This is a genomic window from Porcipelethomonas ammoniilytica, from assembly GCF_025567485.1.
In the GTDB taxonomy this organism is placed as follows: Bacteria; Bacillota; Clostridia; order Oscillospirales; family Ruminococcaceae; genus Porcipelethomonas; species Porcipelethomonas ammoniilytica.
The window spans coordinates 202,397-220,875 of the sequence record NZ_JAOQKH010000002.1 but is presented as its reverse complement, the minus strand read 5'-3'; the positions used below and the strand labels follow the sequence as shown (position 1 = coordinate 220,875).

General features: G+C 37.9%; 14 protein-coding genes. 2 read left to right on the top strand and 12 right to left on the bottom strand.

From position 1 onward, the window contains the following. Window positions 1-47: 47 nt before the first annotated feature. From OCV67_RS02600 to OCV67_RS02590, 3 genes are all read right to left on the bottom strand, one after another. Window positions 48-1,643 carry an ABC-F family ATP-binding cassette domain-containing protein gene (locus OCV67_RS02600; protein WP_147642302.1) on the bottom strand — a complete coding sequence of 532 codons (1,596 nt, stop codon included), beginning with the start codon at window positions 1,641-1,643 and terminating at the stop codon, window positions 48-50. 125 nt (window positions 1,644-1,768) lie between these two features. Continuing rightward, on the bottom strand, window positions 1,769-3,124 hold the full coding sequence (locus tag OCV67_RS02595) for a sodium-dependent transporter (RefSeq protein ID WP_147642301.1): 1,356 nt from the start codon (window positions 3,122-3,124) through the stop codon (window positions 1,769-1,771). A gap of 195 nt (window positions 3,125-3,319) precedes the next feature. After that, window positions 3,320-5,107: a glycosyltransferase family protein gene (locus OCV67_RS02590; protein WP_147642300.1), complete on the bottom strand. Its 1,788-nt coding sequence runs from the start codon at window positions 5,105-5,107 to the stop codon at window positions 3,320-3,322. Window positions 5,108-5,497: 390 nt separating this feature from the next. On the opposite strand from OCV67_RS02590, the gene OCV67_RS02585 reads away from it, so the two are divergent. Next, a complete protein-coding gene (locus OCV67_RS02585; RefSeq protein ID WP_147642299.1) occupies window positions 5,498-6,028 on the top strand; it encodes an SCP2 sterol-binding domain-containing protein in 531 nt (176 codons plus the stop codon). Between the two features lie 3 nt (window positions 6,029-6,031). After that, window positions 6,032-6,634, top strand: coding sequence for a 4'-phosphopantetheinyl transferase family protein (locus OCV67_RS02580; RefSeq protein WP_147642298.1), 603 nt, complete (start codon window positions 6,032-6,034; stop codon window positions 6,632-6,634). Window positions 6,635-6,785: 151 nt separating this feature from the next. On the opposite strand, the gene OCV67_RS02575 is transcribed toward OCV67_RS02580, so the two are convergent. The 9 genes from OCV67_RS02575 to OCV67_RS02535 all read right to left on the bottom strand — a co-directional run bounded on the left by OCV67_RS02575 (window position 6,786) and on the right by OCV67_RS02535 (window position 18,450). Next, window positions 6,786-7,361, bottom strand: a complete 576-nt coding sequence (locus OCV67_RS02575) for a DUF3267 domain-containing protein (protein ID WP_147642297.1) — start codon at window positions 7,359-7,361, stop codon at window positions 6,786-6,788. 57 nt (window positions 7,362-7,418) lie between these two features. Continuing rightward, window positions 7,419-9,365 (bottom strand): ATP-dependent zinc metalloprotease FtsH, encoded by a 1,947-nt coding sequence (ftsH, locus tag OCV67_RS02570; RefSeq protein ID WP_178084967.1) that lies wholly within the window; start codon window positions 9,363-9,365, stop codon window positions 7,419-7,421. A gap of 54 nt (window positions 9,366-9,419) precedes the next feature. Further along, the gene (hpt, locus tag OCV67_RS02565; protein WP_147642296.1) at window positions 9,420-9,962 is read right to left on the bottom strand and encodes a hypoxanthine phosphoribosyltransferase; all 543 of its coding nucleotides are present in this window, start codon (window positions 9,960-9,962) and stop codon (window positions 9,420-9,422) included. Continuing rightward, window positions 9,959-11,263: a tRNA lysidine(34) synthetase TilS gene (gene tilS, locus OCV67_RS02560; RefSeq protein WP_147642295.1), complete on the bottom strand. Its 1,305-nt coding sequence runs from the start codon at window positions 11,261-11,263 to the stop codon at window positions 9,959-9,961. The genes hpt and tilS overlap by 4 nt, the downstream gene beginning before the upstream one ends. Continuing rightward, window positions 11,264-12,610, bottom strand: coding sequence for a replicative DNA helicase (dnaB, locus tag OCV67_RS02555; RefSeq protein WP_147642294.1), 1,347 nt, complete (start codon window positions 12,608-12,610; stop codon window positions 11,264-11,266). Window positions 12,611-12,640: 30 nt separating this feature from the next. After that, window positions 12,641-13,087 carry a 50S ribosomal protein L9 gene (gene rplI, locus OCV67_RS02550; RefSeq protein ID WP_147642293.1) on the bottom strand — a complete coding sequence of 149 codons (447 nt, stop codon included), beginning with the start codon at window positions 13,085-13,087 and terminating at the stop codon, window positions 12,641-12,643. Window positions 13,088-13,099: 12 nt separating this feature from the next. Further along, complete coding sequence (locus OCV67_RS02545; protein WP_262644204.1) at window positions 13,100-15,049, bottom strand: DHH family phosphoesterase; 1,950 nt, start codon at window positions 15,047-15,049, stop codon at window positions 13,100-13,102. Window positions 15,050-15,116: 67 nt separating this feature from the next. Continuing rightward, window positions 15,117-16,928 (bottom strand): ribonuclease J, encoded by a 1,812-nt coding sequence (locus tag OCV67_RS02540; RefSeq protein WP_147642292.1) that lies wholly within the window; start codon window positions 16,926-16,928, stop codon window positions 15,117-15,119. 397 nt (window positions 16,929-17,325) lie between these two features. Further along, window positions 17,326-18,450: a phosphohexomutase domain-containing protein gene (locus tag OCV67_RS02535; RefSeq protein ID WP_147642291.1), complete on the bottom strand. Its 1,125-nt coding sequence runs from the start codon at window positions 18,448-18,450 to the stop codon at window positions 17,326-17,328. Window positions 18,451-18,479 lie beyond the last annotated feature (29 nt).

Sequence of the window (18,479 nt, the reverse complement as noted above, 5' to 3'; positions counted from 1 at the left end):
CGTACAATAAGCGAAGTCAGTTTTATTTTTGAAAGTTTTTCTTACAATTATTTTAAATTCTTCTTGAATTCAATAAATTCCTCATAAGTTCCCTGACGGTCTATACATCCATCGGGAGTAATTTCTATAATACGGTTAGCAACAGTCTGAAGAATTTCATGGTCGTGAGAAGCCAGAAGAATAACTCCCTTAAAGCTTACCAGACCGTTATTTACAGCCGTTATGCTTTCAAGATCAAGGTGGTTTGTAGGTCTGTCAAGAACCAGTACGTTAGAGCCGAAAAGCATCATTCTTGAAAACATACAGCGAACCTTTTCGCCTCCGGAAAGAACATTTACTTTTTTATATACATCGTCTCCCGAAAACAGCATACGACCTAAAAAGCCACGCAGATAAGTGTCGGTCTCATCAGTGGAATACTGTCTCATCCAGTCAATGATAGACATTTCACAGCCGTCAAAATACTTATTATTGTCAACAGGAAAGTATGACGTTGAAGTTGAAACACCCCATTTAAAAGTACCCTCATCAGGCTGTTCTTCTTCCATTAGTATTTTAAACAACATGGTGATTGCCTGTTCGCTTTCACTTATAAAAGCGACTTTGTCAGTTCTACCTAGAGTGAAATTAATGTTGTTCAGCAATTTTTCGCCGTCTACGGTTTTTGAAATTCCATTTACCGAAAGAATTTCTTTTCCAAGTTCTCTTTCCGGAGAAAATCCAATAAACGGATATTTTCTGCTGGACGCAGGCATTTCTTCAACTGTAAGATTATCCAGCATTTTTCTTCTTGAGGTTGCCTGTTTAGATTTGGATTTATTAGCGGAGAATCGTTCAATAAATGCTTTAAGTTCCTTGATCTTTTCCTCAGCTTTTTTATTCTGCTGCTTTATCATTCGCTGCATGAGTTGACTGGATTCATACCAGAATTCGTAGTTACCCACATACATTTTGATTTTAGTATAGTCAATGTCCACAATATGAGTACAAACATTGTTAAGAAAATGTCTGTCATGGGATACTACTAAGACAGTACCGAAATATTCGGCCAGAAAGTCCTCAAGCCACTTAACAGCGTCAATGTCCAGATGGTTAGTAGGCTCGTCCAGAAGAATGATATCCGGATTGCCGAAAAGTGCCTGTGCAAGTAAAACCTTAACCTTCTCATTACCGTCCAGCGTGGACATTTGAGAATACAGAATTTCTTCCGACAAACCAAGACCCTGAATAAGCTTTGAAGCGTCAGATTCTGCCTCCCAGCCGTTAAGCTCTGCAAATTCCGCTTCAAGTTCGGATGCTAAAACGCCGTCTTCTTCGGAAAAGTCTTCTTTTGCATATAAAGCGTCTTTCTGCTTCATTATCTCGTAAAGACGGGCATTTCCCATAATTACGGTGTCAAGTACTGTAAATTCTTCAAAAGCGAAGTGATCCTGTTTCAGTACAGAAAGACGAGTACCTTTCTGAATAGAAACTTCACCTGTTGTAGGTTCAAGATCACCGCATAGTATTTTCAGAAAAGTTGATTTTCCCGCACCGTTAGCGCCGATAATGCCGTAGCAATTTCCTCCGGTAAATTTTAAATCAACATTTTTAAAAAGCGTAGAACCGCCGAATTGCATACTGACGTTTGAAACTGTAATCATTAAATAATTCTCCATTTCACAAATATAATTATTATCATTATATCATAGATTTTATGGCAATTCAAGGGCGGCTTTTTAAAATAAAATTAAGAGCGGCTATTTTATTAATCAGCCGCTCTTAATTATCAAAGAGAGATAAACAGTGAGGATAATAATATGACGATCATACAAGCCGGACAAATATATTTTATCATTATGCGATAAAGTGTTCTGGACTTGAATTTGGCATTTAGTTCTATTTCATCTTCAATATATTTTGATTTAACAACAAAACCAATGAGTATACACGTCATAAGCGCAACAACAGGCATCATTATATTATTGCTTACAAAGTCAAAGAAATCAAGCATCTGCATTTTAAAAATCGTAAAATCTGACCATATACTGTAACCGAAAATAGAAACCATACCCAAAAGGAACGAAAATGCAATTACTATCAAACAGCTTGTAACTCTTTTGAGCTTGAAACGCTCGCACATAATAGACACAACGGTTTCCATTAATGAAATCGACGATGTAAGCGCCGCAAGTGCGACAAGAACAAAAAATACAGTACCTACAATCTGTCCGCCGGACATGGAATCAAAAACATTCGGAAGCGTTACAAACATAAGTTTAGGACCGGCATTCAGTGCGCTTCTGTCGCCGCCTGAAAAAACAAACACAGCCGGAACAATTATCAAACCGGCAAGAAAAGCTACCAACGTATCAAAAATTTCAATTTGTCTTACTGATTTTTCAATATTATCCTCTTTACGCATATATGAGCCATAAGTAATCATAATTCCCATGGCAAGGGACATAGAGTAGAAAAGCTGCCCCATTGCGGCTATTACTGTTTTAATGGAAAACTCCGATAAATCAGGTTTAACATAATATATCAGACCGTCAATTGCTCCCGGAAGAGTAAGAGTGTAAACACCGATACCTATAATAAGCAGCATAAGTACAGGCATAAGAATTTTACTGACTTTTTCTATGCCTTTTTGAACGCCAAGCATTACTACAGCAGCGGTAAGCACAATAAAAATCGCAAAGAATACCATTGGTGCAGCAGGACTGCTTATAAATGCAGAAAAGTAATCACCACTGTCGGCAGTTGATTTTCCGCCTCCCGTAGCAAATTCTGTAAGATATTTTAAGACCCAGCCTCCGATAACACAGTAATATGGAAGTATTACAACAGGAATCGCCGCAGCAAGCCAACCAAGAGGAGCAAAACGTTTGTTAATAGCCGAATATGCACCGATAACGCTTTTACCTGTTTTTCTGCCAATGGCAATTTCTGTTATCATAAGTGCAAATCCAAAAGTTACTGCAAGTATCAGATATATAAGTAAAAACATTCCTCCGCCGTATTTTGCTGCCAGATAAGGAAAACGCCAAATATTTCCTAATCCTACCGCAGAACCGGCAGCTGCCAGAATAAATCCCAGTCTTGAGCCGAATCCGCTCTTTACGCCATTAATTTGGTTACTCATTTTAAGAATATTCCCTTCTGCGGAAACAGTAAAAGCCGTTTCTTTATCTGTTTATCCGTCTTTATTTAATTTTACATAATTATATTTATTTTATAATAAATTTATAAAAATGTCAAGGATTTGGGATTTTATTTGATTTATTAAACTTATGTTTGTATTTAACAAAAAGGACGCCTTAAAAAGCATCCTTTAAAATTATACCGTTTCATTTTGATTTGGCATAATTGATTTATTTTTCTTACGAATTATTTTCACTATAACCATAACAGCAAGAGTTATAAATGCCGTCAGTGTAATGATATATGATATTATTTTCAGAGGAGTGACCTTATATTGAACCATAACCTTGCCCTGGGCGTCTGAGGTATCTACCCTTACAAAGCCGATTTCATTCATAGAAATATCAAGCTCTTTTCCGGTTTCATCCTCAGCAGTATAGCCTTTGTACCAGATAAACGGTACGTCGGCATAATCTGCTCCTTCCTCCGGCATGATAAATTCAAGATACCCGTTATATCTTCCGAACGGCACTTGCTGACCGTTATTCAAAACAAGTTTATCTGTCATTTCTCTGGCGTAATCTATATTAATTTGGGTTGCCCACGGAAGCCATTCTCCGTAGCTGACATCATATGTTTGTTCAGGATTGTCATAATAATTATCAGGATATTCCCCCAAGTGGAACGGAGCAATTGTTTGAATGTGAATGCATGAATATATAACCGCAGCCGCAGTCACAACAACCATTCCTAATTTATGTGAATTTGTAAATTTAGTTAAACAATACACAAATATTGCAGCAGCAACAGCTATCAAAGCGGTAGCTAATGCAAATAAGCGATACGGATATTGCAGAAAATCAAGGATCGGCGCCAATATTTTCCAAGGAGCAATATCTGTTGAAGCAATACATATAAGAAATCCTATAATCATAAATGAATCAGCGGCAACAAGAAGCTTAGGACGCTTCTTATCCGTATCGGAAATATTAAGAGACTTGTAAATCGGAGATTTCTTACAAAGGGCAATTCTCGGAAGACACAGCAGAAAAATCACTATGCCTAAACCTGCATCGGCATAAATCAATGGAATATCCTTAAACAGGTTTAAAAATTTTCCTACAAACTGCGACGCTGCATTTCTGGGATGAGCAACTGTCAAATCACATGACAACATAAACTCCAGAAGAGGTATCCAATAAAAAGACGTTACTGCAACGACTATCAGTGCCGTAATACCAAGCTTTATAATTTTTCTGGGATTTTTAATAAGTCTTTTGATAAATATGAGAACATAAAGAACACACAATCCTAATGCAAGCGCTGTAGAAACGGTATGAGTAAGCAGCATACCGGCAATTCCTATTCCAAGTACATACGGCTTTTTGAATTCATCAAATATCAAGTCGTATAAACCGTATATAATTATCGGCCAGAATATGTACGCCTGAATCTCACCCAGCGCAAATCTTGTAAAAAGATTATCAAGTCTGTACTGTGACAATGAAAAAATAACGGCGGCAATAGTTCCGCAGACCGGACTTCCGGAAATTTTTCGCACACATAAAAACATCGAAAAATAGCTAAGAACATGGCATACGATTAAAAAAATCGACATGCTCAGACCTATTCCGACACCGGCTGTCCGCAAAAGAGCAGGAATGTATAAAAGCAGATCCGGATAAGCCAAGGAACTTGCATATCCCGCACCGTTGTAAAACAAATAATCAATACCGCCGTTGAAAAAATTCATATCTTCAATTCGCTGCTTTAAGGCTTCAGTACGAAGAAGATGATAACCCACGTCATGACCGAATATCGGTTGATCCAGAGGAAGCATAAATTTGATCTGGATCAGAATTACCGCCGCAAAGCAAAGAAAACAAAAGACAATAACTGACCACTTTTGATAGGTTTTTGAATTTGAAATTTTGTTATACCAACTATCAATCAGACATTTTAAATTCTTTAATTTTATTAACATAAAATCCCCCAAATAAGAATTTTTAACTTGTTAATAATATTATATCATATTGTTATTCTTTAAACAACCCATAAAAAATGTTGGATCATACAAAAAATGATTAATTAATTCGTCATTTTGCACAATGAATTTATAAGTCAAAATAACCAGTATTTTATATCAAAAGTTTTATGATTTGTTTATTTTCTATTGTAAAAGTCGTATTTACGTTGATTTTGCACCGAAAAATCAAAAAAATTGCTGATTTTAGTCAAATTCACATCAAAAAAAATCTACATTTAAACAATTGACTTCTTTATGAAATTTATGTTATAAATATAATATGAAAAAATAAATTGAACGCTTGATGCGTAAACATAGCTAAGTATATTAAACAGGAGGATTTTAACTATGACTTATGAAGAAATCGTAGCTAAGGTAAAGAAAGAATTCGGTTCGGCAGATGTAAGCAAATACGAAGGTCATCTTGCATTGCAGATCAATATCACTGGCGAAGGTTCAGGTGCGTTCTACGCTGAAATCAACGACGGTCAGTTGTTTATAGAACCGTTTGACTATAAGGATAATGACGCTATACTGACAGCCTCTGGAGAAGATATTGTTAATATTTTAAGCGGCAATCTGGGCGCAGTTGAAGCTTTTGAAGCCGGAAAAATTACAGTTGACGGTGATATTTCAAAAGCACTTTCTATTCAGGCTGTTATTGAAGAAAATAAAAAGCCTAAGGCTGCTGCAAAAAAGAGAACAACCAAGGCAGCTGCTAAGACAGATAAGGAAGAATCATCTAAGGCTGCTCCTGCAAAAACTGCAAAATCAACCAAGGCGTCCGTAAAGGCAGATTCCAAAACTGCTTCTAAGGCTGTTAAGGCTTCTACAAAAACAGCAAAAACAACAACAAAATCAACAGCTAAAAAAGGCTGATAAGTGCTTTATTTTGTCAGGCGTTCATTTAACCTTGATAATGATAAGTCGCTGCATAAAAAGCAACTGAGAAAATCTGTTTATACCGCGTTATCAGACGGGCTTAAATCATACGGTATTGATTTAAGTGAAAGTTCGGTATCATACAACAAGTATGGAAAACCTTTTCTCAAAGACAGTAAAAATCTTTATTTTAATATAAGCCATTGCAGAGAGCTTGCTGTATGCGCTATAGAAAAAACAGAGGTTGGCGTTGATGCAGAGGATATTCGCAAGTTACGTCCCGGTGTGATCAGACGTGCTTTTTCTGAAAAAGAAAAATATATTTTAGAAAATTCCGCCGATCCGGATCAAATGTTTTTCAGAATATGGACTCTCAAGGAAAGCTTTGTCAAGGCTTTGGGAATAGGTATATCTTATCCGCTGAAAAGTGCAGAATTTTTGATAAATGATGATATTATAATGTCTGTAGGCTGTGATGGCTATTCATTTACTCAGATTATTGTAAACCAAAAATTTGTTTGTTCACTTTGTCTCAAAAAGACAGCTGAAAATAAATTTTTCAGAGTGCATACAGATAAAGATTTTTTCACTTATAAAATTTAAACATGACATTTTCATTGATCTTTTAAAAGGTCTTTAATAACACGGTAAAACTGACCGTGTGATCCCCCTCTCTCAGCACCGCATAACAGCGGTGCTCTTTTTTATATAAATAAAAAAAGCCCGCTTCAAAGCGGGTTTTTACTTATAAAAATTACCTTTCAGGAATATACCAGAATGAATTGAATTTATGTAAATATGTTCTTGAACCTTTAGGCATCTGTACTAGCGCATGTATTGCATTATAATAATCGCCGACGCCCATACAAATTGATACAGCTCCGAAAGCTCCTAAAATTGAAGCCGATGGTATAATCATAGCAATAATATACGGAATAAATCCAAATATCAGATTAGGCAGAAGAGACATAATAATAAATCTTGATTTGCTCATTGTTTCAGTACCGACTACAAAAAGCATGCCTTGTTTGAAATTTGTATATAAATACACATCTTCCTTAAAGCAGACAGCATGTAAAATTTCGTGAGGAAACAAACAAAACATTGAAAGGAGCGACCCCCAAAACAAATTAATAAGACCGTTTCTGCCGCATCTAAAAAATAAAATTATTAATAATGGAATAAGCAGCAGAAAAGCTGCAATATTACAAATCATAGCCATGGTTTTGGTGTCTTTTGCCTCCTTAAAAGGAACGGCGTTGGGTTTATGAGGCTGATGCGGAAGGGAATCCGGATTTAAATCATATTTGCCCTTATAGTGAAGTTTCATAATTGTTACTCCTGTAATCAAATTTATGGAGACTGTATATAACAGTCTCCATAGTTTTTATTCTTCTGTTTTTGTAGAATTTTCATTGGTAACATTAGTGCTTTCTGGTTCTGAATTTTCTTCAGTTTTAGTATCTTCCGGAGAATTTTCAAAAACCTTTGGATCCATTTCACCCTTCATAAGAATTTCAAAGTCATTGCTGTCAATCTTTTCAAATTTCATAAGATATTTTGCAAGAAGATGCAACTGATCCATATGTTCTTCAAGAATATCTTTAGACTTCTGATAACCGCCCTCAATAATTTCTCTCATTTCAGCATCAATTTCAGCGGCAACGTTTTCAGAATAGTTTCTGTTGCTGTTAAAGTCTCTTCCTAAAAATACTTCGCTCTGGTCATTTCCGTAAACCATTGGGCCAAGCTTTTCACTGAATCCGTATCTTGTAACCATATTTCTGGCAATTGAAGTAGCTCTTTCAAGATCATTTGAAGCGCCTGTAGAAATATCGTCAAGTATCAGCTTTTCAGCAACACGTCCGCCAAGGAGCGTTACAATATTTTCATACATTTCAGTTTTACTCATATAGGACTTGTCATGCTCAGGAAGTGACATTGTAAAGCCTCCTGCCATGCCTCTGGGGATGATTGATACCTGATGCACCTTATCCTGAGACGGACAATAATATGTGCAGATTGCATGACCTGCTTCATGATATGAAGTCAACTTCTTTTCACGTTCAGTAACCACACGGGATTTCTTTTCAGGACCTGCAACTACTTTAATTGTAGCTTCTTCTATATCTTCTTTAGTGATAGCTTTTCTGTCAGCACGTGCTGCAAGAAGCGAAGCCTCGTTAACGAGATTTTCAAGATCAGCTCCTGTAAATCCGACTGTTGTCTGGGCAATTGTCTTAAGGTTTACGTCCGGAGCTAAAGGCTTATTTCTTGTATGAACCTTCAGCACCTCTTCACGTCCTTTTATATCAGGATAGCTGACTACAATCTGTCTGTCGAAACGTCCCGGACGCAGCAGTGCGGGATCAAGAATATCACGACGGTTTGTAGCTGCAATTACAATAACACTTTCATTGCCCGTAAAGCCGTCCATTTCTACAAGTAACTGGTTCAAAGTCTGTTCACGTTCATCATGTCCGCCGCCCAGACCTGTGCCTCTTTGACGTCCCACAGCGTCAATTTCATCAATGAAAATAATTGATGGAGCATTTTTCTTTGCCTGTTCAAAAAGGTCTCGTACTCTTGAAGCGCCGACGCCTACGAACATTTCAACAAAATCAGAACCTGAAATTGGGAAAAACGGACAGCCTGCTTCACCGGCAACAGCCTTTGCAAGCAGCGTTTTACCTGTACCAGGAGGTCCTAAAAGAAGCACGCCTTTTGGAATTCTTGCGCCGATTTCACTGTATTTTTTAGGATTTTTAAGGAAATCAACGATTTCTTCCATTTCATGCTTTTCTTCATCAGCACCGGCAACATCGGCAAAGGTAACCTTCTTACCGTTATTATGCGCTTGATTTTTAATGTTTGCTTTGCCGAAGGAAGAATATTTACCGCCGCCTCCTGCCTGTTTCATCATAAAAATGAACAATGCAATGCCCAATCCAAGCATTAAAACAGTCGGAACCACAGAAAGAATCCATGAATTATCCTTGATCTTTTTGTAATCCTGTTTCAGCGGAGCGTCAGGATGCTTTTGGTTGTAATTTTCTCTGTAATTTTCAGTATCGTCAAGAAAAACGCTTACATTAGGAACTGTATACTGACGGGGCTTCTCTTCCCCTTCAATTGTAAATTCAAGCTCGCCTGATCCCAGATCAAGGGTGTAAGAGCTAACCTTGTAATCGTCAAAGTACTTAATTACATCCGAATACTGAGTTTTTTTGCCTGATTCAGTAATTTGAGGAAAAATAAACACAAATGCAAGAATCAGAACTGCTGCAACTGCAATATATGCTGCTATTCCTCTGTTGTTTCTGTTAGATGCCAATAATAAATTCACTCCATTCTTTTGTCTGCGGCAATACCGCTGTGCGGCGCTGCCTTATGTATTTTCAGATTCGTAAATGCCTATAAAAGGCAGGTTTCTGTATTTCTCATTCAGATCCATGCCGTAACCTACCACAAACTTATCGGGAATAACAAATCCGCAGTAATCGCCTTTAATATCGGCAATGCGGCGGGACGGTTTATCTAAAAGAGTACAGATTTTCAAGCTTTCGGGATTTCTGCTGCTTAACATTTTTTTCAGATTATAAAGGGTAAGACCTGTATCAATAATATCTTCTATAATGAGTACATGCCTTCCGTTTATATTTTCCGTAAGATCCTTTAAAATTTTAATTTCTCCGGAGCTTACCGTATTACTATTATAACTTGAAACAGTCATAAAGTCAATTTCACAGGGAATTTTTATTTCCCTTACAATATCTGAAAAAAACATAATAGAACCCTTCAAAGGGCAGATTAAAAGAGGATTTTTGTTTTTATAATCCTCCGTTAGAATTTTTCCTAATTCTGCAACACGAGTTTTTATTTCCTCAGCCGAAAAGAGGACTTTTTTTATTTCGTGTTCTGACAATTTCATATCACATCCTCTGTTTTTACGGATAAAATCCGATTTGATTCCCCGGTTACTTTAACTCTGTCTGCAACGCCGATATTTTCAACATAAATGAGTCCCATATCATCGGACAGATAGTGAATAAACGGACGTTTTTCAGATGGAATATTTTCATTTAAAAGCTTTTTCACGGAAGATGTAAAATCCCGTCCGCTAAGCTTGATTTTATCCCCGTATCTCCGGTTTCTCAGAATAATCGTACCGCAGACTTTATCCAGGTCGATCAATAAACCGTCTTTTTTATTTTTTTCAGCAATCAGAACTTTATTCTTAAAAATATAATTCCGACCAATTTTAAGAGGAGTTTCAAGCTCCGGAATTCTTTCAGATTCACCAATAATAGAAATACTGCCGTTTTTTCCGGTAATAAAAACTCCTTTTGCAATATTAATTTTGCCGTTTTTTTCGGCAAGAGAGCATACTGAACATATTTTATTATAATCAAAAGGAAGATTATTTTCAATAAAAAACATAGAAATGATTCTTTTTTTCACAGCGTCGGGATATTTATCCAATCCGCTTATTACACCCGAACCATTTCGGCACTTTCTGTATGCATCCTCGGCACACTGAGCGATAAAACTGTTTTCTTCCTTTAGAATTTTAATTTCAGAAGAAAAAGTTTTATAAAATCCCTCATTTATTTTAAGCAATTCAGGAATGATTTTATGTCTGATCCTGTTTCTTGTATAATCGTCTGAAAGATTTGTGGAATCAGTCACAAACCCTTGATTTATGCTTTTTAAATAATCTTCAATATGCTGTCTTGTAACATCTAAAAGAGGACGGATTATATTATCTCTCACAGGCGGTATACCGCATAATCCCTTCAAACCTGTTCCTCTTGCCATATTGAGAATTACCGTTTCCGCATTGTCAGAAACCGTATGGGCGGTTGCAATTTTACCTTTGTCTCCGGCATGCTTTTCAAAGGCTTGATACCTGATGTCCCTTGCGGTTTCTTCAAGCGACTTTTTTGATTCTGCGGCAGCCGCGGGAACATCGGTACGGATAACTGTCAGTGGTATATCATATTTTTTACAGAGATTTCGGCAAAATTCCTCATCTCTGTCGCTTTCTTTTCCTCTGATACAATGATTTATATGCAAAGCGTCAAGTGTGAAACTATATTTGTCTGAAAGTTCTTTTAGAATAAGGAGCAGACAAACACTGTCAGCGCCGCCTGAAAGCGCAGCGGTAATACAATCGTCCTTTTTTATCATACCATACTCGTCAATGGTATTTATTACTATATCTAAAAACATTTAACCCTCCGGAGGAGTATTAAAGTCAGCGTTTGAAAAACGTGTAAACTGACCGTCCCAGATAAGCTTTACCGTTCCCGTATCGCCGTGACGGTTTTTCGCCACAATACATTCAGAAATATTCGGCTCAGCGCTTTCTTTATTATAATATGCGTCTCTGTATAGGAACATAACAATGTCTGCGTCTTGTTCGATAGAACCGGATTCTCTTAAGTCCGACAGCATAGGTCTTTTGTCAGGACGGCTTTCAACGCCACGGTTAAGCTGTGAAAGCAGTATAACAGGCACATCCATTTCCTTTGCCATAATTTTTAGATTTCTTGTAATTTCAGAAATTCTCAGTACCTGATTTTCAGATTTAACGGTTGAACCTAAAAGCTGTAGATAGTCGATAACTACCAGTCCTAGGTTTTTTACACGTCTGAGCTTTGCTTTTATTTGCTGCACTGTAGTTCCGGCAGTATCGTCAAGATAAAGCGGCATACCGCATAAAACGTCTGCGCTTGACGCTAGGCGTACCCAATCGTTATCCGAAAGGAAACCGCTTCTGAGTTTATTTGAGTCAACCAAGGCTTCGGTTGAAAGCATTCTCGTTGCAAGCTGTTCCTTAGACATTTCCAGCGAAAATACTGTTACGTCCTTTCCGCTTCTTCTTGCAACGTTTGTTGCAATGTTAAGAGCGAACGAGGTTTTACCCATACCCGGACGGGCGGCAAGTATAATAAGGTCGGATTTGTTAAGACCTGTCGTAATCGTATCAAGAAGCGTAAATCCCGTTTTTGCACCGAGATACTTGTCCTTGTCAGGACCGGAGATTTTTTGAAGTCTGTCCCATGATTCAAATACAACATCGCTTATAGGAGTAAGACCCTTAACGTCTCTGCCCTGCCTTATGTCAAATATTTTTTGTTCAGCGGAATCCAGAAGTACCTGAGCGGTATTCTGTCCCATAGCAATTTCATGAAGAAGCTCGCGGGCAACAAGCGCTAAGCTTCTTATGTAGTATTTTTCCGCAACAATTTGACAGTAACTGTCAACATTGTCTACGGAAGGCACCATATTAACAAGTGCGCCGAGATAATTTCTTCCCTCCTGAGCGGATTCAAAGATGTTTTCCTTGACCGATTCATTCAAAACGGTTATGATATCCGCTTTTATACCGGAGGTAAACATTCTAAGCATTATATTAAAAAGAGCACGGTGCTGTTCATTGAAAAAACTTTCCGGCTTTACTTTTTCCAGAACCACGGAAATAACCGACTGATCAATTAAAATTGCTCCCAAAACGGTTTGTTCCGCCTCAAGGCTGTACGGAAGCTCCTTATCGGAAAAATCCTCGTAATCCATTTATTAACTCCTTGGAATTTTTGCTCATGATCAGCTTTCAGTAACATCTACAGTTACTTTAGCTGTAACTCCGTTGTAGAGTCTGATTTCTGCTTCATAAGTACCAAAATTTTTAATTTCAGTCTTAAGAGATATTTTTTTCTTATCAATTTTTTTGCCGAACTGCTTTTCAATAAGGTCGGCAATATTGCCTGTTGTAATTGAACCGAAAAGTCTGCCGTTAGAGCCTGCGTTTGCAGCAGTCCTGACTGTTTTGCCGTCTATGGCCGCTTTGATGTCCTCAGCGTTTTGTTTTTCAACGTCTTTTTTGTGCTGTGCGGACGCTTTTTGTCCGTCGAGAAGATTCATATTTTTGGCTGTAGCTTCAACGGCGAGTCCTTTTCCTATCAGGAAATTTCTGGCATATCCGTCGGATACGTTTTTAACTTCGCCTTTTTTTCCTGATCCTTTAACATCCTGTAAAAAAATCACCTTCATTGTTTTGTCCTCCTAATCTGAATTGATTGCTTCAATAAGCATTTGCTTTGCCAGTTCAAAAGAAGTATCTTCAAGCTGTACGGCTGCCATAGTCTGATGACCCCCGCCGCCCAGCTTTTCCATTATGACCTGAACATTCATAGCACCCAGGGATCTTGCCGATATATTCGTAACATTTCCTATTTTATAAATTACGAAGGAAGCGTCGACATCCTGAATACTAAGAAGTTCGTCCGCTGCCTGAGGAGCGATTATTCTCATATCGTCTGACAGGCTGTTCGCTGTTGCAACAGCACATTTGTTTATGATCTCAGCCGATGAAATAAGCGCAGACTTTTTCTTATAAGCGTCAATCGAGCTTGTAAAAAAGTTTTTTACTTTTACAGTATCGGCTCCGTTTTTTCTTAGATAAGCTGCGGCCTCAAAGGTCCTTACGCCTGTTTTCATAACAAAATTCTTTGTATCAAGCATAATTCCCGCAAGCAGCGCTTCTGCAAAAACCTGCGGAATAACCGTAATGTTTTTAAAGTACTGTATGATTTCCGTAACCATTTCCGAAGCTGATGAAGCATAAGGCTCGTGATGGAAAATTACAGCATCGTCTATAAAATTAACAGATTTTCTGTGATGGTCTATAACTATCTTCTGATTAGCCATTTCATAAAGCTTGTAGCTTTCAAGCATAGCTGCGTTGTGAGTATCTACAATAATAAGCAGACTGTTTTCACCAAAACGGAATTCCGCTTCCTCAGGAGACATAATAATATCCGGATATTGTTCAGTTATTTTGTCTATAAGCATTCCCGACAAATTTTTCTGCATATCTACGACAAAGTAAGCGTCTACACCGATTTGCCGTATAGCTCCGGCAAGACCTGTTCCCGAGCCGACAGCGTCCATATCGGCAAACCTGTGTCCCATTATGTACACATCGTCGCTGCTGTTGATCACTTCCTGTATAGCGTTCGAAATAATACGGGATTTGGCTCTTGACTTCTTTTCAACTCCCTTTGCAACTCCGCCGAAGAAGCGGAAACCGTTTTCAGTTTTTACCGCTGCCTGATCCCCTCCTCTGCCCAGACACATATCAAGAGCCTGCTTTGCAAAAGATTCGCTTTCTTCAAGAGTCGAAGCGCCGTGACCTACTCCTATGGAAAGGGTAATAATACTGCTTTTTTCACTGACAGTTATGTTTCTGGCATTGTCGAGAATACTGAATTTAGATTTAATTATTTCATTCAAATGCTGTTCTTCAATAACTGCAATAAATTTATCCTGACTAAGCTTTCTTAAAACGCCTGTCGTCTTAGACATAAATTCTTCAAGCAAAGTTTCAATAGCCGCCGCAACCTGCGCCTTTTCACTTTCCTTGAAATTTTGTAAAACGTCCTCATAGTTATCGATTACAAGGAGGATCACTGAAGGACGGGTTCTTTTATATTTACTGAAAAGTTCCGCAAATTCTGAAATATCTGTAAAGTTGAGATAAATCATTTTCCGATTGTTTTTGTCAATTACAATAGAAGTGATTTTATAGGTTCTGCCGTTGTATTCATTGGTAGTAACGCCTTCTATCATAAGTTCCTTTAAATCAATATCAAAAAATTTACCGATATTATTTCCGAATATTTCATAGTCAGGCATTATCTGGCTGTCAAATTCCTTATTGCACCACAAAACTAAAAAATCTTCGTTCATAATCACAGCCGGCGACTCTGCATAATAAAGAACCTCATTTTCCGTTACGCCTACAGATTCATTCAATGAAGCAATAAATCTGAGGGAATTTTTATGAGCAATAAACAGTTCTGTAATAAGGATTCCTGAACATATTACGGCCGGAATTATTGCCAGAAGGAATCGCTGAATACTGTATTCTCTCAGCATAACTGCCGAAAAGACACATGAAAGTATAAGCAGGCATATAGATATTATAAAACTGACCGGAAACTTTCTTCTCAACAGATCCACCTCCGAAAATTTGTAAAAGCCGTACCGCAGAATTTGCCATACAAGCGCTGGTAATTTATCACACTTCCATTATAATAGGCAGTATCATAGGACTGCGTTTTGTTTTTTCATAAATATAATCTGAAAGCGCATCACGCATACGCGTTTTTATGGAATTCCATTCTCTGAAATCCTGAATAGAACAGGAATCGAGAGTATGTCCCATAACAGCCTTTGCACTGTCAATAAGCTCTTCCGATTCTCTCACGTAAACAAATCCCCTTGAAATAATATCAGGACCGGAAACTATACTGTTTGTTGCTTTATCTATTCCTACAACAACTATTATCAGACCGTCCTGGGCAAGATGCTTTCGGTCTCTGAGTACGATTGAACCGACGTCTCCTACACCCAAACCGTCAACAAGAACTCTTCCTGCCGGAACCTGTGAAACGATAGACATTTTATTACCGTCGGTTTCAATTACATTTCCGATTTCACCGATAATAATGTTTTCTTTAGGCATTCCCAATTCAAGCGCAAGTTCAGCATGTTTTTTCAGATGCTTATATTCCCCGTGAACAGGAATAAAGAACTTAGGTTTTGTAAGAGCCTGAATTAATTTAAGCTCTTCCTGACATGCATGCCCTGAAACATGAACTTCGTACATTGCTTCGTATACAACTGAAGCGCCGGATTTCATAAGCTCATTTACAACTTTAGTCACAAATTTTTCATTGCCAGGGATAGGAGTAGCTGAGATAATAATAAAGTCCATGGGCGTGATATTGACTTTTTTATGATCGTTCATTGCCATTCGGGTCAAAGCGGACATAGGTTCTCCCTGACTTCCCGTCGTAATCAGCACTATCTGTGAACTGTCATACCGATTCATCATGTCAATGTCTATAATTATACCCTTTGGAACTCTCAGATATCCCAGTTCAATTGCGGTAGTAATAACATTAATCATGCTTCTGCCGAATACCGCAACCTTTCTTCCGTATCTTTCAGCACAGTCAACAATCTGCTGTATTCTGTGTATATTAGAAGAAAACGTAGCAATTATTATTCTTTTTCCTTCAGCCTTTGTAAAAAGCTTTTCAAAGGATTCCCCTACTTTTCGTTCCGACTGAGTATATCCCGGACGTTCGGCATTTGTAGAATCAGCCATAAGCGCCAGAACGCCTTTGCTTCCAAGTTCTCCGAAACGTGTCAGATCTATAATTCCTCCGTTTATAGGACTATAATCCACTTTGAAATCTCCTGTATGGACGATAACTCCGGCGGGCGTGTGTATAGCCATTCCGACAGCGTCCGGAATAGAATGATTGACCTTTATAAATTCTACCGCCATACAGCCCATTTTTACTGTTTTTCTCGGCGCAGTGACAATAAGCTTAACCTTTCCTGAAAGACCGTGCTCTTTAAGCTTTCCGTCTACAAGTCCAAGAGTAAGTTTTGTACCGTAAACAGGAACGTTTACCTTTTTCAGAAGATAGGCAAGTCCGCCGATATGATCCTCATGACCGTGAGTAAGAACAACGCCCCGTACTTTATCCCTGTTTCTTTCAATATAAGTAAAATCAGGTATAACAATATCAACTCCCGGCATTTCAGTATCAGGGAAAGCCAGTCCGCAGTCAATAATAAAAATGTCGTTGCAGCATTCTATTACGGTCATATTTTTTCCGATCTCATTAAGACCGCCCAACGGAATTATTTTTACAGGAGTTTTTCTTGATTCTCTTTTCGGTCTCGGAGCAAATGTAGTTTTTATCGCCGATGCTGGAGGCAAGGCTTTTTTCTGACCTGCCGTTTTTAACGGTTCGTTTCTTTTAAGTCCCTTTCGTCTGTTGTCATTCGCCGCTTTTGTCTGATTGTTTTCCACGTTATAACCTCGCTTTTCTTTTTTCCGGTTATTTTTCAATGATTATTCTTTTTTCTGATTTAGAATGATTGTTCCGTTTAATATCACCTAAGTAAAGGCGGTTTTAAATAATGGTAGAAAAAATAAATAATAAGACTATATACCGGATATTATGTATTAATTTTGTATAATTAATTTACTTTAAGATCCCAAGCCGCTCGGATCTTTAAAATATATTTAAGGCATAATAATGCCATAAAAACTTTATATATTATCCGCCGGAACTGCAAAAGCGCATTCCGGCAGACAGTAAATATATTGTAAAATACGATTCATAAAAATATACATATTCATTATACGCAAATTGCACAAAAAAGTCAAGGAAAATTTTTCTAATAAACTTACAATAATTATAAAATTAAAAATTATTCTTTTTTAACTTTTCCTCAATTTTACCGCAAAGCTCTTCTGCCGCTTCCATTGAACGGCTTTCAATCTGTAACCATAATCCCTTTCCAGAGGAAGACGGCTGCATTATAACACGGCTTTCTCTCTTGGAAAATGTTGTACCTCCGGGAGTAATATTACCCTCCCAGTGATTAAGAATTTTATCTATCCTGTCCTTTTCAAGCTCTACAAATTTTTTGGCAGTATAAAATTCGGGAATAAGCTTTGTGATTCCTTTAAGGTCAAGCTCCTTATCAATTGCAATTTTTATAGACTTCAGCGCCAGATAAAGACCGTCCAGAGTAAAATTCTGTTCTCTTGCAAGCTTTCTTGCGGCTTCATCACAGCCGTCCTGAGGAGACGAATAATATCTGTATACTCTGCAGCCGTATTTGGAAGCAAGATTGTCCGCAGCAAAAGGAAATTCAAAAGGAAGAGCAACATCTTTACCGTTTTCCAATATATCCAGACAGCAGATAAAAATCAGCGTTTCATAAGAAATGAAACCGCTTTTGTCAGAGTAAAGCGAAGCTTTTGTACCGTCTGCACTCAGCTGAATTATAAGTTCCTCGCCTTCGGTTTTCGGAAAATGAATCTTCTGACCGTTTTTACCGGATTTACTGATATAAATCGAGTAAGGACATTTTGACGGTAAAAGTCCTTCAATGTGACGTCTGTATACGTCTTTAAAGCCCCGACTGTCAGTAACAGTACCCTCTGAGGATAAAAGCTCAGGAACTTTTCTTTCGTGCAGAGCGCTGCTGATAATCTCCATGCATTGTCTGTCAATAGGCAGACCGCCTTTTGTACGCACTTCAATTTTCATAAGCGGTTCTTCCTTAATATACAAACAAAGATCGCATGAAGCAAGACGGGACGTAAAAAACAGTTCTGTTTCAAGACACTTGCCAAGGGATATGACATCTGAACCGGACGCAATTATTCCTGCCGACAAAGCCATTTCTGCCGCTCTTGAATCACCGTTTCTGCCTATGGCAATTCTTTTTGAATATTTAGCCGCCGCACTGCCGATGAATACCGCTTCATCCGGGGAATATGTTCCGATTATTTTGTTTTCCTGTAAAATAGCTTTCATTTTCTTTCTCCTTTCAGTGGCTTTTGCAC

Coding starts and splice junctions, on each gene's coding strand:
- OCV67_RS02600 (WP_147642302.1), bottom strand. CDS start 1,643: ATGATTACAGTTTCAAACGTCAGTATGCAATTCGGCGGTTCTACGCTT.
- OCV67_RS02595 (WP_147642301.1), bottom strand. CDS start 3,124: ATGAGTAACCAAATTAATGGCGTAAAGAGCGGATTCGGCTCAAGACTG.
- OCV67_RS02590 (WP_147642300.1), bottom strand. CDS start 5,107: ATGTTAATAAAATTAAAGAATTTAAAATGTCTGATTGATAGTTGGTAT.
- OCV67_RS02585 (WP_147642299.1), top strand. CDS start 5,498: ATGACTTATGAAGAAATCGTAGCTAAGGTAAAGAAAGAATTCGGTTCG.
- OCV67_RS02575 (WP_147642297.1), bottom strand. CDS start 7,361: ATGAAACTTCACTATAAGGGCAAATATGATTTAAATCCGGATTCCCTT.
- hpt (WP_147642296.1), bottom strand. CDS start 9,962: ATGAAATTGTCAGAACACGAAATAAAAAAAGTCCTCTTTTCGGCTGAG.
- tilS (WP_147642295.1), bottom strand. CDS start 11,263: ATGTTTTTAGATATAGTAATAAATACCATTGACGAGTATGGTATGATA.
- dnaB (WP_147642294.1), bottom strand. CDS start 12,610: ATGGATTACGAGGATTTTTCCGATAAGGAGCTTCCGTACAGCCTTGAG.
- rplI (WP_147642293.1), bottom strand. CDS start 13,087: ATGAAGGTGATTTTTTTACAGGATGTTAAAGGATCAGGAAAAAAAGGC.
- OCV67_RS02535 (WP_147642291.1), bottom strand. CDS start 18,450: ATGAAAGCTATTTTACAGGAAAACAAAATAATCGGAACATATTCCCCG.